Here is a 13001-nt window from a genome sequence, read left to right as displayed (position 1 = left end):
CTAATCATGTTCGTTTTAGAGCCCTGAGTGGCAGAAGTCTTTGATTTTCGCCCATGCATCAAGACTCAATTTACAGCTAAGTGAGCTTTCATTTCACATTAGGGCGCGCGACGCGGTCGGGGGGAGATCAATTGATTTTTTTCCATGAATTTACGATCTCCGCCGCATATTCCGGGGGAAGGTGCAAGAGAGAAGGTGCGGCCTCATGCCGTCGAGATCGACTTACAGTTCGAAGCATTTCAAATTCTGCAGAGTGTAGCGGGGTCTCTGATCGTTGAGCGCTAGGCAAAAGCAACGGTTGCGAATTATTCGGTCTGAAGTTCAGAGACCGTCGGTTTTCTACGCGCCATGTGAGGATTCTGGCGATAGAGTTTTTTTCTCGCATAACGTCAGTGAGTCCTTGAGCACCCACGCGTCGGCTACGTCTCAGGCATTCGCACCTGCACCTAGAGCGAAGGGGGCCCATCTATAACCGGGCCTTCTTCGTTACACGGAGCTAAGCTGGCTTCATTTCTTGTTGTTTCATTTGAACTTCGGGGAAGTTAAGGTGAAACCAAGTGAAATTCTGATCCGTAACTTCCACGCTTGCCGAACCCTGATGCAAAATCATGATTGACTGAACGATAGCTAAGCCAAGACCGGTGCCACCCTCGCTTCGTGCTCGACTTTTGTCCACCCGGTAAAATCGCTCGAACAAATGCGCGTGGTGTTCCTTGGCGATCCCACGTCCCGGATTGCCAACACTCAATGTGGCGCCGTCAGCACCACGTTGAACCTTCACGTAAACCGTCCGACCACGAGGGCAGTAGCGGATCGCGTTCGAGACCAGGTTCGAGACGGCTCGCTGAATCATTATCTGATTACCATGCACCACGTCTCCACTTCCTGCGATCTGGAGCTGTATCTCACCTTCTTCGGCCGAAATGCTGAACAGATCGCAGACCCGCTGAGTTTCGTCGATTAGAGATACGCTTCCGAACTCTACCATTGACGCTGGGTGGCTGACTTGGGCTAGGAATAGCATGTCGGAAACCATCCGGCTCATGCGATGTAGCTCTTCTGTGCACGACTCTAGGACCTCTCTATACTCAGGGAGGGATCGTTCCCGGGTTAACGCGACCTGAGCTTTACCCATCAGGTTAGACAGTGGTGCCCGCAGTTCGTGAGCAAGGTCGTCAGAGAACTGCGAAAGCTGCTGAACTCCGTCGTCTAAACGCATCAGCATGATGTTAATTCCATCGGCGAGATTCTTAAGTTCTGCCGGCATCCCCTTTGTTGGAAGGCGATGCTCAAGGCTCTCGGTGGAAATCCTTGAGGCGACCTTCAGGAACTTGGTGAGGGGGAGCAGTCCTCTGCGTACAGTCCACCACCCAATTGCCAAGATCAGCATGAGAATAAGAGGCGACACCATTAATGCCCAGGTGAGCAACGCATCAAGAAGGGCATGGTTAGATGACTGGTCCATGGTCATGAATACACTAACTTCGGTTCCATCGCCTAAGCGCATGACTCGTGAGGCGCTCATTAGCGGGCGGCCCGTCGAGTCGCGCCACTCTCGCTGCTCCGCCTGTTCGGTAGGCTGGAATTTGTGCACTTCCATGTTGACTTGCTTCGAGCCTATCGAGAGCAATGGAGTTAGAGTTTGTGTCGATTCGAAGATGCTGACGTAAAGATTGTTATGCCCCATGACCAAGTCAACAAGCTGGTGGGCGTCTGCATTTACACCAGAAATAGCAGTGATTGCGGAAAGGTTGTGAGCCATGCCTGCCATTTTCACTTCGAGGTCGGTTCGGGCGTTTCTCTCAAGAGCTTGGCTCACCATCAGATAACCGAAGGTGGCGAAAAGAAGCAGCAACGCCGCACTCATCATTCCAACTTTGAATCCCACCTTCACAGCGAGGCTGAAAGGCCTCATGTACGCTCCTCCAACACGTATCCGACGCCTCGAAGTGTGTGTATGAGCTTGGTCTCAAATGGATCATCAATTTTTGAGCGCAATCTCCGGATGGCGACATCAATGACGTTAGTATCGCAGTCAAAATTTACGTCCCAGACCAACGAGATTATTTGCGAACGGGCAAGCGCTTCGCCTGTTCTGCTCATTAGTAGGTGCAGGAGAGCAAATTCCTTTGTGGTGAGATCAATGCGTGTCGCTCCTCGGCATACTCTGTGGCGCAAGGAATCCAATTCCAAATCCGCAACTATAAGTGTGCTCTTCTCGACAAGCTCATCGCCACGCCTTTGCAGTGACCGGATGCGAGCAAGCAATTCGGGGAACTCAAAGGGCTTGACGAGATAATCATCTGCACCACCATCCAAGCCCCTAAGCTTGTCATTAATGCGTCCGCGGGCAGTCAGCATGATGATGCGAACCCGGCTAGTTTTTCTGATAGTTTCCAAGAGGTCCCAACCATCGATGCCAGGGAGGTTCACATCTAGGAGTACGAGCGAATAAACAATCGTATTGAACAAGTGAAGAGCATCAACACCATTGTGTACAATGTCTACGACGTACCCGCTTTCGGATAGACCCTGCTGAATATATTCCGCGGTTTTAATCTCGTCTTCCACAACTAGTACGCGCATAACTTATCTCAAGGTGTGAGTAAGGAGTGGGCCGAGCTCTCCCTGATCGTGATTTAAGGCCAGTTTAAAGTTTCTCTGCGTGCTTGGCATGTGGTGATTTCTACCTATATCAATACGCCGTGATCAACTCAGGATGCTCAAATATTAACGCGAAATAGTGGGTTTTGGCGAAAAATTACAAATTTTTAATTTGATCGCAAGGCCACTGAAAGTTGTGGCGATTTAAATTATTGGTGCAGCATAGCTTTGATCAATCAGGTAGTTGAGCACTGCCACGACTGGCGGATGCACCAGACTATTCTGCTCGAGAGCCGCTGGATATTTTTTTGGTCAGTTCCATTGTGATTTGGCATCAATCGATCCGAGTAAAAATTATATTCCTGCTTAACGTGCCAATATTTTAGTTTTGTAACCTTCAGCTGGTGGCATTGTTGCTAACGCAACGTGACAATAAAATAATTTTTAATTGACCTGTCTCTCGACGCTAAGTAATGAGCCAAAATTAATCTAAATTTTTGGTGCTGACGCCTTCAATATTAATCCTACGATTTAATTTTTCTAGGTTGACTAGTGTGGAGGAATTGGAGTGTCCTTATGGAAGTCCGTATTCTCCATTTGAATTGTGCAATGGTGAATGTCGAACGCATGACTTACCGCATTGATTACATCTGCTAGCGCAGCATCTCGATCTACTGAGTCGCGAACTACAACGTGCGACGTCAGTACGTTGCGACCGCTACTTACAGCCCAAACATGTAGATCATGAACGTCTGTGACACCATCGACACGTAGAATCGTCGACTCGATCTCCTTAATGTTGAGGCCGCCAGGAACCCCTTCCATAAGGATTCCCAAACTCTCGCGCATTAGCTGCCAAGTGCGCGGCAGCACCCATACTCCGATCGCTACGGCGACGACCGTATCGATCCAACTCCAACCCGTAAACCGGATTATAAGTGCGGCAATTATCACGCCCAATGACCCAAGCATGTCGCTCCAAACTTCGAGATAGGCTCCCTTGACATTCAGACTTTCATTACTCGCTGAGGAGAGCAAGCGCATCGATATCAGATTTACAACAAGGCCCCCAATAGCGATCCACATCATCGCGCCGGTTGCGATCTCAGAAGGTATTAGGAAGCGTTGATAAGCTTCGTACAAAATGTAAATAGCCACCATGAAGAGCAATAGGGCGTTGAATGTGGATGCTAAAATTTCCAGGCGAGCATAGCCAAAAGTTCGTTTCTGATCTGCTGGCCGCTTGGCTATTTGAAGCGCAATCAACGAAATCATCAGGGCGGCAGTATCTGTAAGCATATGCGACGCGTCGGACAGCAATGCTAAGCTGCCAGTAATCCATGCTCCGATCACTTCAGCAATCATGAAGCTGCCTGTCAAGGCCAGTGCCATGACTAGCTTTTTCTGGTGACCTTCACTTAGCGCTGCAGCGCCATGAGAGTGATTAGATGCCACATACTTCTCCTTCCGTAACGTAGAGGACGCACACTTGCCCTGCTATGGAGCTACGTGTTTCCTAAATATAGCTTAATTAAGTATTCTGTTCGCCGACTTTTAGAAAAAATCATATTTTGGTCAGGTATAGGATAAAATAACGACTTTACGAATGCTGAGTTTTAAGCGCCATGCTAAACGGTGGCTACGTTTCAAGTGGTAGATTGCTACTGATTTTGATCATAAGGCGACTCAGGCGAAATCAAAAGGTCTAGGCGGGATTCTGTCGGGATTGTAATTACGCGGTCATCGTGTCGTTATGAGTGAGTGGCTACACTAAAATTGTCGGAAAACTTTAGGCTCTCACAGAATATTCCTGACTCCCATACGCTACCAGCCAGGATTAGGTATAAATCGCTACGTGCTTTAAATAAAGACTGGGCGTTACGCTGCTATTAAATTCTCAGAGTAAGCGATGGGCACAGTACCGCCCGCGCTATCTAGTTTTTGAAACTGTAATCCAGGGCCTTGGCGATGGCCGAACCCTCAGGCACAAGCTATCTTTGGGAGGTCATCCAGGTATGAAGTGCGTCGGTGATTGGCGTTGCTTTTCCTGCCGTATTCGCTGTCGATCACCCGGTTTCAGCTCACAGACTTCTCGTTCAACTTCGTATAAGGCCGCGATGTAGGGCAGTGCTTTTTCGGCGATCTAGCTCTTGTTGGTCGCATGCAAGTCGAAGAACTTTGCGGGCATAGGCCATGCAGCCGATCTGCGTAACGCCCAGCTCAAAGCCTGCCTTGTAGCCGGCAAAGTCATCGCAGACCAGCTTGCCGTTCCATCCGCCCAAGCAGGCTCGTGCGTGGTAAGCGGTTGGTAACCCACCCAAAGCGAAAACTCTGACGGCAACAATCTAGGCAGGCAGGAGTTCTGACTACTGAGATGCCTGACGGAATGGTAACCGTCCGGCCAAGTCACCTACCGAACTCCAGCATTAAGGGCGATGGTGCCCGCGTATTTTTAAGCGAACGCGATCACCCTTATAGCTAGGATGCCCATGTGCCAACGTAGCTCTTATGCCAACCGTTCAAAGTCCAGGTCGTCCAGAAAGCACAGTGCGGCAAGGTGTGATTGCGGGACGCTTACCGCCGATAAGCGGAAAACCCGAAAATAGTGGTTACGCGGCCATTTTCGGTTAATATTTTCTGAGTGTTTGGCGCACATTTTAAGAAATTCTTGGCGCGGTTAAGAAAATCTAGCCAACGACAGGGAAAAAAATGGGAAATCCAGTGGGTGACACCCATTAGATCAATCCGATGGAGCTACCCACTGGTGCGCCAACAACTGTCCAATTTCACTGGCCCTCTGCGTCGACAACCGCGATAGCCATACGGGTCATGTGCCGTTCATGCGCGCAGACTGAATCAGGCTCATGATTGCCGCAGCCCTTTTTCCGCTACGCAACGACCCTGCGAAGAGCCAGTTTTGCGTCCAAGCGCCATGGCCTAATTTGGTTTTCCGCCCAATTGTTATCTATGGGAACGCTCCCGTCATTGAGTTAGTGCGATAGCGCTGCCCAGCGTTTCAGGCTGTAATCGAGTGCTCTGCTGATGGCCGTAAGCGTTCGGCCAAGTCATCTTCCGAACCTCCACGGCGCTCTCGCATTCAAGCTAATCAAGTGATAAACACCATAAATATCCAATGCCACGGCAAGCAATAGGCGATCAGATGGCGCGATTTTCGATTTATAGCGGATTGATTTTGGTTGGCAACTCGTCGCTGGAGAGTGGAGATCCTCCCATGGGCGTTGCTTTCGGCCAATTCGAGCCAACCTGAATCGCCCCGGGCTTTCTAGACACTCTCAAGGCTCGCTGCGTAACGCTTTTCAAACTCTACCGGTGACAGCTGATTGTTGAAACTGTGGCGTCGTTTTGGGTTGTAAAACATCTCGATGTAATCGAACACATCATCTCGAGCATCCTGGCGTGTAGTGTAGATTTTACGCTTGATCCGTTCCCGCTTCAGCAACTGGAAAAAGCTCTCCGCCACAGCGTTGTCGTGGCAATTACCTCGACGACTCATGCTGGCTACCAGGTTGTTAGCTTTCAAGAAGCTTCGCCAGTCTGAGCTGCTGTACTGACTGCCTTGATCCGAGTGGATCATCACCTCTTGCTTCGGCTTACGTCTCCAAACCGCCATCAGCAGTGCATCAATGGCTACGTCGCTGGTCATCTGCGACTTCATTGACCAACCAATGATCTGGCGTGAAAACAGATCGAGCACCACGGCCAAATACAGCCAGCCTTCATATGTTCGGATGTAGGTAATGTCTGTGACCCAAACTTTGTTGGGTTCTCTGACATCGAATTGGCGCTTCAGTAAGTTCGGTGAGGCAACGGCTGGCTTACCGCCGTATTTTCCAGGCCTCCGTCGATACCCAGTCTGAGAACGTAAACCTTCAAGGCGCATCAACCTAGCCACCCGGTGACGGCCACAGCTCTCACCAACCTCTCGCAGGTCATCATGGATCTTTCGATAGCCATAAACGCCACCGCTTTCCAGCCAGGAGTGTTTGATCAATCCAAGCAGTCGCTGATCGTCCTTGGCTCGCGCAGATTTTGGTTCTGATAGCCACGCGTAGTAGCCGCTGGGATGAACCTTGAGCGTCAGGCAAAGCCGTCGAATCGCGTAATGACCCGCTTGCTGCTTAATAAAGGCGTACTTCAGCCGCACTCCTTGGCAAAGTACGCGGCGGCCTTTTTTAAGATGTCTCGCTCCTCCGTCACCCGTTTCAGCTCGGCACGTAGACGACGAACCTCAGCGCTCTGATCATCCTCCTCAACGCGCTGTTCCTGAGGCTTGGTGTAGCGCTTAACCCAGGCATAGAGGCTGTGCACAGACACACCCAATCGTGCAGCCACCTCCGAGACAGGAAGCTGCTTTTCGGTCACTTGCTTGACCGCCTGGATTTTGAATTCTTCGGGATAACGCTGGTTGCTCATGGCACCTCCTAATGGGCCTCATTTTAAGGCTTGGAGGTGTCTACGAAACTAGGGGCGATTCACATTTTCCTCGCAAGCATTTTCCGGAACAGTCACTACCGACGGAGCTGACCTAGTTCTAAAAACCAAGGGCGGTCTTGAACTTTCTACCACCGACAAGGAATTCAGCTTCAAATTGGGCGGTCGCGTTCAGGCCGACTATGGCCGATTCGACGGTGTCTTCACCAAGAACGGCGATACCGCAGATGCGGCCTACTTCCGTCGCGCCTACATCGAGTTCGGCGGCACTCTGTACCGAGACTGGAAATACCAGGTCAACTATGACCTGTCCCGCAACACTGGTAACGACTCCGATGGCTACTTTGATGAGGCCAGCCTGACGTACACCGGCTTCGCCCCAGTCCAGCTGCGTTTCGGCCGCTTCTACACCGATTTCGGTCTTGAGAAGGCAACCAGCTCGAAGTGGACAACTGCCATGGAGCGAAACCTCTCCTACGACGTAGCCGACTGGATCAACGACAACGCCGGCATGGGTGTTCAGGCGACCAGCACCATCGCTGACATGGCCTACCTGTCGGGTAGCGTTTTCAGCGAAACCAACAACGACTCCGACGGTGACAGCACCAAGCGCTACAACGTGCGTGGTGTTTTCGCACCGCTGCACTCTGACGGTAATGTCCTGCATGTCGGTGCCCAGTATGCCTATCGCGACCTCAAGGACAGCGCCGTCGACACCCGTATACGCTCGCGCCTGGGCGTTCGCGGTGTAGACACCAACGGCGGCGGCGATGCGGGAACCAACGGCAATCGCATGCTGTTCGGTGGTGCTGCTGCGCAAGAAGGCCTTTGGGACAACGATTCGGTCTGGGGCGTTGAAGGCGCCTGGGCCACGGGTCCATTCTCCGTTCAAGCTGAGTACCTTCGCCGCAAGCTGAAGGCTGATCAGTCCGCCAATGACATGAAGGCTTCGGGTTACTACGCACAGATGGCGTACACGCTGACCGGCGAACCGCGAATTTATAAGCTCGACGGCGCGAAATTCGACACCATCAAGCCACAGAACAAAGATCTGGGCGCCTGGGAAGTTTTCTACCGCTTCGACGATATCAAGGTCGAGGATGGCAATCTGGTTGCCACCGCGGACCAATCCGATGAACGCAAGGCCAAGAGCCACACGGTCGGCGTGAACTGGTACGTCAACGAGGCGGTGAAAGTCAGTGCCAACTACATCAACGTGCGCACAGACAACAACGAAAACACTGTCGGCGACGACAAAGGCAACGCCTTCATCACTCGCCTACAATACGTGTTCTGATTCCCCAATCAGGTGACACAAAAAAGCCGGGAGCGCTCAGTGCACTCCCGGCTTTTTTGTGCGCTTCGTTCAATGATCAGGCGTCTTTACGATAAGCCAACAGGCGAAGGGCATTGAACACGACAAGGAGCGTGGAACCCTCATGAATGGCAACGGCAGCGCCGATGCTCAAGCCCATGATGGTGGAGGGAACCAGGATGGCCACGATTCCGAGGCTGACGAACAGGTTCTGGCGAATGATCGAGCGGGTGTGACGACTGAGGCCGACCGCAAAGGGAAGCTGCCGGATGTCGTCTGCCATCAGCGCGATATCGGCCGTTTCCAAGGCGACATCGGAGCCTGCCGCCCCCATTGCGATGCCTACGCTCGAATGGGCCATGGCAGGCGCATCATTCACGCCGTCGCCCACCATGGCGACTTGGGAGCTGAGGCGAAGGTTCTTGATCGCCTGTACCTTGTCGTCTGGCATCAGATCTCCCCACGCTTCGTCCAGGCCGACTTGCCTGCCCACTGCTTCGGCGACGCGGTTGTGGTCCCCGGAAATCATGATCATGCGGTCGATGCCCATTTCCCTGAGTTTCTGGAGTGCCTCTTTCGCTCCTTCTCGGGGGGTGTCCAACAAGCCGATCACCCCCAGATCCTTGTCAGCACGGCGCACCACCATGGTAGTGCGGCCCGACTGGCGCAGGCGCTCTGCTGCCTCTAGGGCGGCTTTGCTAAGGGCCGGAATGGCGTCGGCACCGAACATCTCGACTTTGCCAATCCAGACGAACTGATCATCCAGCTCAGCGCGTACGCCGCGGCCAACCAGGTTTTTCAGGTTCCTGGCCTGGTATTTGCCCCTGCTACCAATCATCTCCTCGCCGTCGCGCACGATAGCTGCGGCGAGTGGGTGGTCGCTCATAGACTCCACTGCGATAGCGACGGCCAGCAGGTCCGGAACCTGGGTACCGGCTAGCGGTATCACATCGGTGATGCGGGGACGCCCCTCGGTCAGGGTGCCGGTTTTGTCGAAGGCCATGGCATTCAAAGAACCGAGTTCTTCGAGCGGAGCACCGCCCTTGATCAGTACCCCGCCTCTGGCAGCCCTGGCGATGCCGGAAAGAATGGCGCTGGGTGTAGCAATCGCAAGCGCACACGGGCTGGCTGCGACCAAGACCGCCATGGCACGGTAGAACGAATCACGGAATGGCTCATCGATGAAAATGCCAGCACACATCAGCCCTACCACCAGAAGCAGGACCAAGGGGACGAACACCCTTTGGAAACGGTCTGTGAAGCGTTGAGTCGGCGACTTTCTGACCTCGGCTTCACTGACCATTTTGATGACCCGCGCCAGGGTGCTTTCCGTGGAGCGACGCGTTACTTCGACCTCAATCAGGGTTTCGCCATTGATGGTGCCGGCGAAGACTTTCGACACAGCATCCACGGCATCCGGCTTGCTGCGGGCAAGAGCGGCATCAGCGACTGGTTGCTTGTCCACCGGGACGCTCTCACCAGTCACGGGAGCCTGGTTGATGCTTGAAGAGCCTACGACCACAAAGCCATCGGCCGGCAAACGGTCATTGGGGCGTACGATGACAATGTCGCCAGGCACGAGGAGTTCTACAGGCAACTCCTTCGTGCCGTTTGTGCTCCGCACGATGGCGGTGGCAGGGGCGAGCTTGGAAAGTGCCTCGATGGCTTTCTTGGCTCTGCCCATCGCATAGCTTTCCAGTGAATGCCCCAGGCTGAACAGGAACAACAGCAGTGCACCTTCTGCCCAGGCGCCAATGCTCGCGGCCCCCGCTGCGGCGAGCAGCATCAGCGTGTCGATTTCGAAGCGCTTCTGGCGGATATTGCTGATCGCCTCCTTGGTGGTGAACCATCCACCGAACACGTAGGCAGATACGTACAGAACTAGCGGCAGCCTGTCGATCAGCCCGAGCTTTCCGGCCAGAACTCCGGCACCGAGCAGCGCACCACAGATCAGTGCGAAGACCAACTCGGTGTTCATGCCGAAGATGCCCCCATGCTCATGGCTGTGGCCTTCGTGCCCCGCTTGGTCGTCGGGGCGTTCAAGCAAACTTTTCATAACTCGTACCTTCTGGGGTATCGCTATTGATTAGCTGAAATCTATTTCACGGCTTGCCCGAGGGCTGATCATTAAGGAAACTCTGAAAAAGACTTCCAAATCTGGTGAGATACGGCTGTCCCACGAACTGAACGGTTGAGCCCCGATGAAGCAAATGTCTTTCGCTGATGCCGAGTACGCAGGCAAACGTAAGCAGACCCGCCGTGAGCGTTTCCTGATTGAGATGGATCAGGTCGTGCCCTGGAAAGGCCTGATTGCGTTGATCGAGCCGCATTATCCGAAGGGTGAAGGCGGTCGTCCGGCGTATCCGTTGATGGCCATGCTGCGGGTTCATCTGATGCAAAACTGGTTCGGCTACAGCGATCCGGCGATGGAAGAGTCCCTCTACGAAACCACGATTCTGCGCCAGTTTGCCGGGCTGCATTTGGATCGGATTCCGGATGAAACCACGATCCTCAACTTCCGCCGGCTGTTGGAAAAACATGAGCTGGCCGGTGGGATTTTGCAGGTCATCAACGGCTATTTGGGCGACCGAGGTTTGCTGCTGCGTCAGGGAACTGTGGTCGATGCGACGATCATTCATGCGCCCAGTTCGACCAAGAACAAGGACGGTAAACGCGACCCCGAAATGCACCAGACAAATGTATGGTCAGCCCACCTCCCGCAACCCAGCGTGATGAACGGTAAAACATGCTTGCGCTAATGTATCCGGGCTCATGGTGAGCACAGTCATTAGCGCTCGGCCCTTGATGAGAAGTCGCTCCCAACAGTCCTTGATAAAAGGATCAGCTACGAAAAAAGCTATCTTCGTCTTCAGGTTTTCAGTCGGGATGTCTGCCGTTTATCGTCATCATCACTGTCGTCGCAAAAGCCGGTAGTAACTCGATTAGGTCAAACCATTTGTTGCACGTTGTAGCTACCGCCTCGGGCTAATACAGCCCAGACGATTCTTGCCATTTTGTTGGCTAGCGCACAGGCGACCTTGTTCGGGGGTTTGCTAGCCAAAAGCTTTCTTACCCAGGCTCCAATTGCATCGTTTCGTTTGTCGATTCGGATCATTAGTGCATGAGCGCCTTGCACCAGCAGGCAGCGCAGATACTTGTCACCGCGCTTGCTGATACCGAGCAGCTTGGTCTTGCCCCCAGTGGAATACTGTCGAGGCACCAAACCAAGTGAGGCGGCAAAATCGCGCGAGCTTTTGTAAGTCGAAGCGTCTCCGACGTCGGCCAAGAGCGCGCTAGCGGTGAGAGGGCCGATGCCGGGGATGCTCAACAAGCGCACGCCCGCATCGTCCTCAGACAATTGCTGCTTGATCTCGACATCGATCGCTTTGATATCTCGAGTCAGGCGTTGGATATCAAGCAGCATCCGCTCAACTGCGTTGCGTAGTCGAATTGGTAGTTCATGGTTTTCCATCAGAGCGGGCACCTGCTCCAGAGCAGCGTATCCAATGGGGAAGATGATGCCGAACTCCAGCAGAAAACCATGCACTTGGTTGATGATTCCCGTGCGATTATCCACCCAAGACTTGCGCAGCTTGTGCTCGGTCGACAGGATCTGCTGCTCAAGGGTCTTTACCGGAACCGAGCGGGTTCTGGGTCGCGACGCTGCTTCGCAGATGGCCTCCGCATCGATAAAGTCATTCTTGTTGCCGGTGATGTAGGCCTTTACATGCTGCGCCGCGATTAATTGCACTCGATGGCCTAAGCTTTCGATCTGCCTAGCCAGCCACTGTGAACCGCCGCAGGACTCCATGGCAATTTTGCAGTTTGGCAACTGCGCCAGATACGGTAGCAATTGGCTACGACTGAGCTTCTTGCGCAAGAGCTGATTTCCTCTGGCGTCCTGGCCATGCAAGTGGAAGGTGTTTTTGCCGATGTCGATACCCAGAAGCGTCACGGTACTCATGAGAGATCCTCCTTCGATAAAGAGAGAAGCCCGGTAAGTTTAGACTCACCGGGTTTCTCGAGCCGGGCTGACCATCTCATTAAAGGAAATCAGTACTATTTCGGGATGAAATCGCACATCGGTGTCGATGTTGAATCCGGTCTGGTACATAGCGTGGTGGGCACGGCGGCGAATGTGGCGGACGTGACTCAGGTCGATCAGTTGCTGCATGGCGAGGAAACTTACGTCTCTGGCGATGCCGGTTACACCGGCGTGGAGAAGCGTGCGGAGCATCAACATCGCCAGATGATCTGGTCGATCGCAGCGCGCCCCAGCAGCTATAAGAAGCATGCAAAAAAGAGCCTGATCGGTCGCATGCGCCGCAAAATCGAATACGCGAAAGCTCAAGTCCGGGCCAAGGTTGAGCATCCATTCAGGGTGATCAAGCGCCAGTTTGGTTATACGAAAGTCCGCTTCCGAGGCTTGGTGAAAAACACCGCGCAGCAGACCACACTGTTTGCCTTATCGAACCTGTGGATGATGCGAAAACGACTGTTGAATGCAGGCGAGGTGCGCCTGTGATGTGGACAATGAGCCCTGAAAAGGTGCTATTCCGCAAAAAACAGTGAACTGACAGGAGGAAAGGTCTGATTTTCGATTAAGTCGGTGTTTTTTGAACCTCAGACA

At 53.1% G+C, this 13001-nt stretch carries 8 protein-coding genes and 3 pseudogenes; 3 read left to right on the top strand and 8 right to left on the bottom strand.

The features are described 5' to 3' along the window. Window positions 1–496: 496 nt before the first annotated feature. From JN756_RS05890 to JN756_RS05865, 6 genes and pseudogenes are all read right to left on the bottom strand, one after another. A complete protein-coding gene (locus tag JN756_RS05890; protein ID WP_017736209.1) occupies window positions 497–1915 on the bottom strand; it encodes a heavy metal sensor histidine kinase in 1419 nt (472 codons plus the stop codon). Then, on the bottom strand, window positions 1912–2586 hold the full coding sequence (locus JN756_RS05885) for a heavy metal response regulator transcription factor (RefSeq protein WP_017736210.1): 675 nt from the start codon (window positions 2584–2586) through the stop codon (window positions 1912–1914). The genes JN756_RS05890 and JN756_RS05885 overlap by 4 nt, the downstream gene beginning before the upstream one ends. A 567-nt stretch (window positions 2587–3153) precedes the next feature. After that, window positions 3154–4059: a cation diffusion facilitator family transporter gene (locus JN756_RS05880; RefSeq protein WP_026136732.1), complete on the bottom strand. Its 906-nt coding sequence runs from the start codon at window positions 4057–4059 to the stop codon at window positions 3154–3156. A gap of 641 nt (window positions 4060–4700) precedes the next feature. Then, complete coding sequence (locus JN756_RS05875; protein WP_153326449.1) at window positions 4701–4925, bottom strand: IS66 family transposase; 225 nt, start codon at window positions 4923–4925, stop codon at window positions 4701–4703. Window positions 4926–5344: 419 nt separating this feature from the next. Next, window positions 5345–5654: pseudogene (locus JN756_RS05870) on the bottom strand (IS66 family transposase); the annotation flags it as partial. A gap of 233 nt (window positions 5655–5887) precedes the next feature. Then, a protein-coding gene (locus tag JN756_RS05865; RefSeq protein WP_104502081.1) for an IS3 family transposase occupies window positions 5888–7038 on the bottom strand; the annotation gives its coding sequence in 2 pieces (ribosomal slippage) (window positions 5888–6804 and window positions 6804–7038; 1152 coding nt in all). Window positions 7039–7099: 61 nt separating this feature from the next. Here JN756_RS05865 and JN756_RS05860 point away from each other — a divergent pair. After that, a pseudogene (locus tag JN756_RS05860) lies at window positions 7100–8353 on the top strand (OprO/OprP family phosphate-selective porin); the annotation flags it as partial. A gap of 76 nt (window positions 8354–8429) precedes the next feature. Here JN756_RS05860 and JN756_RS05855 read toward each other — a convergent pair. Beyond that, on the bottom strand, window positions 8430–10427 hold the full coding sequence (locus JN756_RS05855; RefSeq protein ID WP_034137072.1) for a heavy metal translocating P-type ATPase: 1998 nt from the start codon (window positions 10425–10427) through the stop codon (window positions 8430–8432). A 145-nt stretch (window positions 10428–10572) separates the two neighbouring features. On the opposite strand from JN756_RS05855, the pseudogene JN756_RS05850 reads away from it, so the two are divergent. Then, a pseudogene (locus tag JN756_RS05850) lies at window positions 10573–11067 on the top strand (IS5 family transposase); the annotation flags it as partial. Window positions 11068–11318: 251 nt separating this feature from the next. On the opposite strand, the gene JN756_RS05845 reads toward JN756_RS05850, so the two are convergent. Next, complete coding sequence (locus tag JN756_RS05845; protein WP_201021294.1) at window positions 11319–12335, bottom strand: IS110 family RNA-guided transposase; 1017 nt, start codon at window positions 12333–12335, stop codon at window positions 11319–11321. On the opposite strand from JN756_RS05845, the gene JN756_RS05840 reads away from it, so the two are divergent. Next, complete coding sequence (locus JN756_RS05840) at window positions 12279–12896, top strand: IS5 family transposase (protein WP_502941113.1); 618 nt, start codon at window positions 12279–12281, stop codon at window positions 12894–12896. The two genes, JN756_RS05845 and JN756_RS05840, sit on opposite strands and share 57 nt — an antisense overlap. Window positions 12897–13001 lie beyond the last annotated feature (105 nt).

Source organism: Pseudomonas sp. Y39-6 (genome assembly GCF_023651955.1).
Lineage (GTDB): Bacteria > Pseudomonadota > Gammaproteobacteria > Pseudomonadales > Pseudomonadaceae > Aquipseudomonas > Aquipseudomonas veronii.
Note: the sequence above shows the minus strand (reverse complement) of the source record. Positions and strands in the feature narration are given on the sequence as shown.

Bases quoted from the DNA above. Each gene is read 5' to 3' on its own strand.
- JN756_RS05890 (WP_017736209.1), bottom strand. From the start codon at position 1,915: ATGAGGCCTTTCAGCCTCGCTGTGAAGGTGGGATTCAAAGTTGGAATG.
- JN756_RS05885 (WP_017736210.1), bottom strand. From the start codon at position 2,586: ATGCGCGTACTAGTTGTGGAAGACGAGATTAAAACCGCGGAATATATT.
- JN756_RS05855 (WP_034137072.1), bottom strand. From the start codon at position 10,427: ATGAAAAGTTTGCTTGAACGCCCCGACGACCAAGCGGGGCACGAAGGC.
- JN756_RS05840 (WP_502941113.1), top strand. From the start codon at position 12,279: ATGCAAGTGGAAGGTGTTTTTGCCGATGTCGATACCCAGAAGCGTCAC.
- JN756_RS05845 (WP_201021294.1), bottom strand. From the start codon at position 12,335: ATGAGTACCGTGACGCTTCTGGGTATCGACATCGGCAAAAACACCTTC.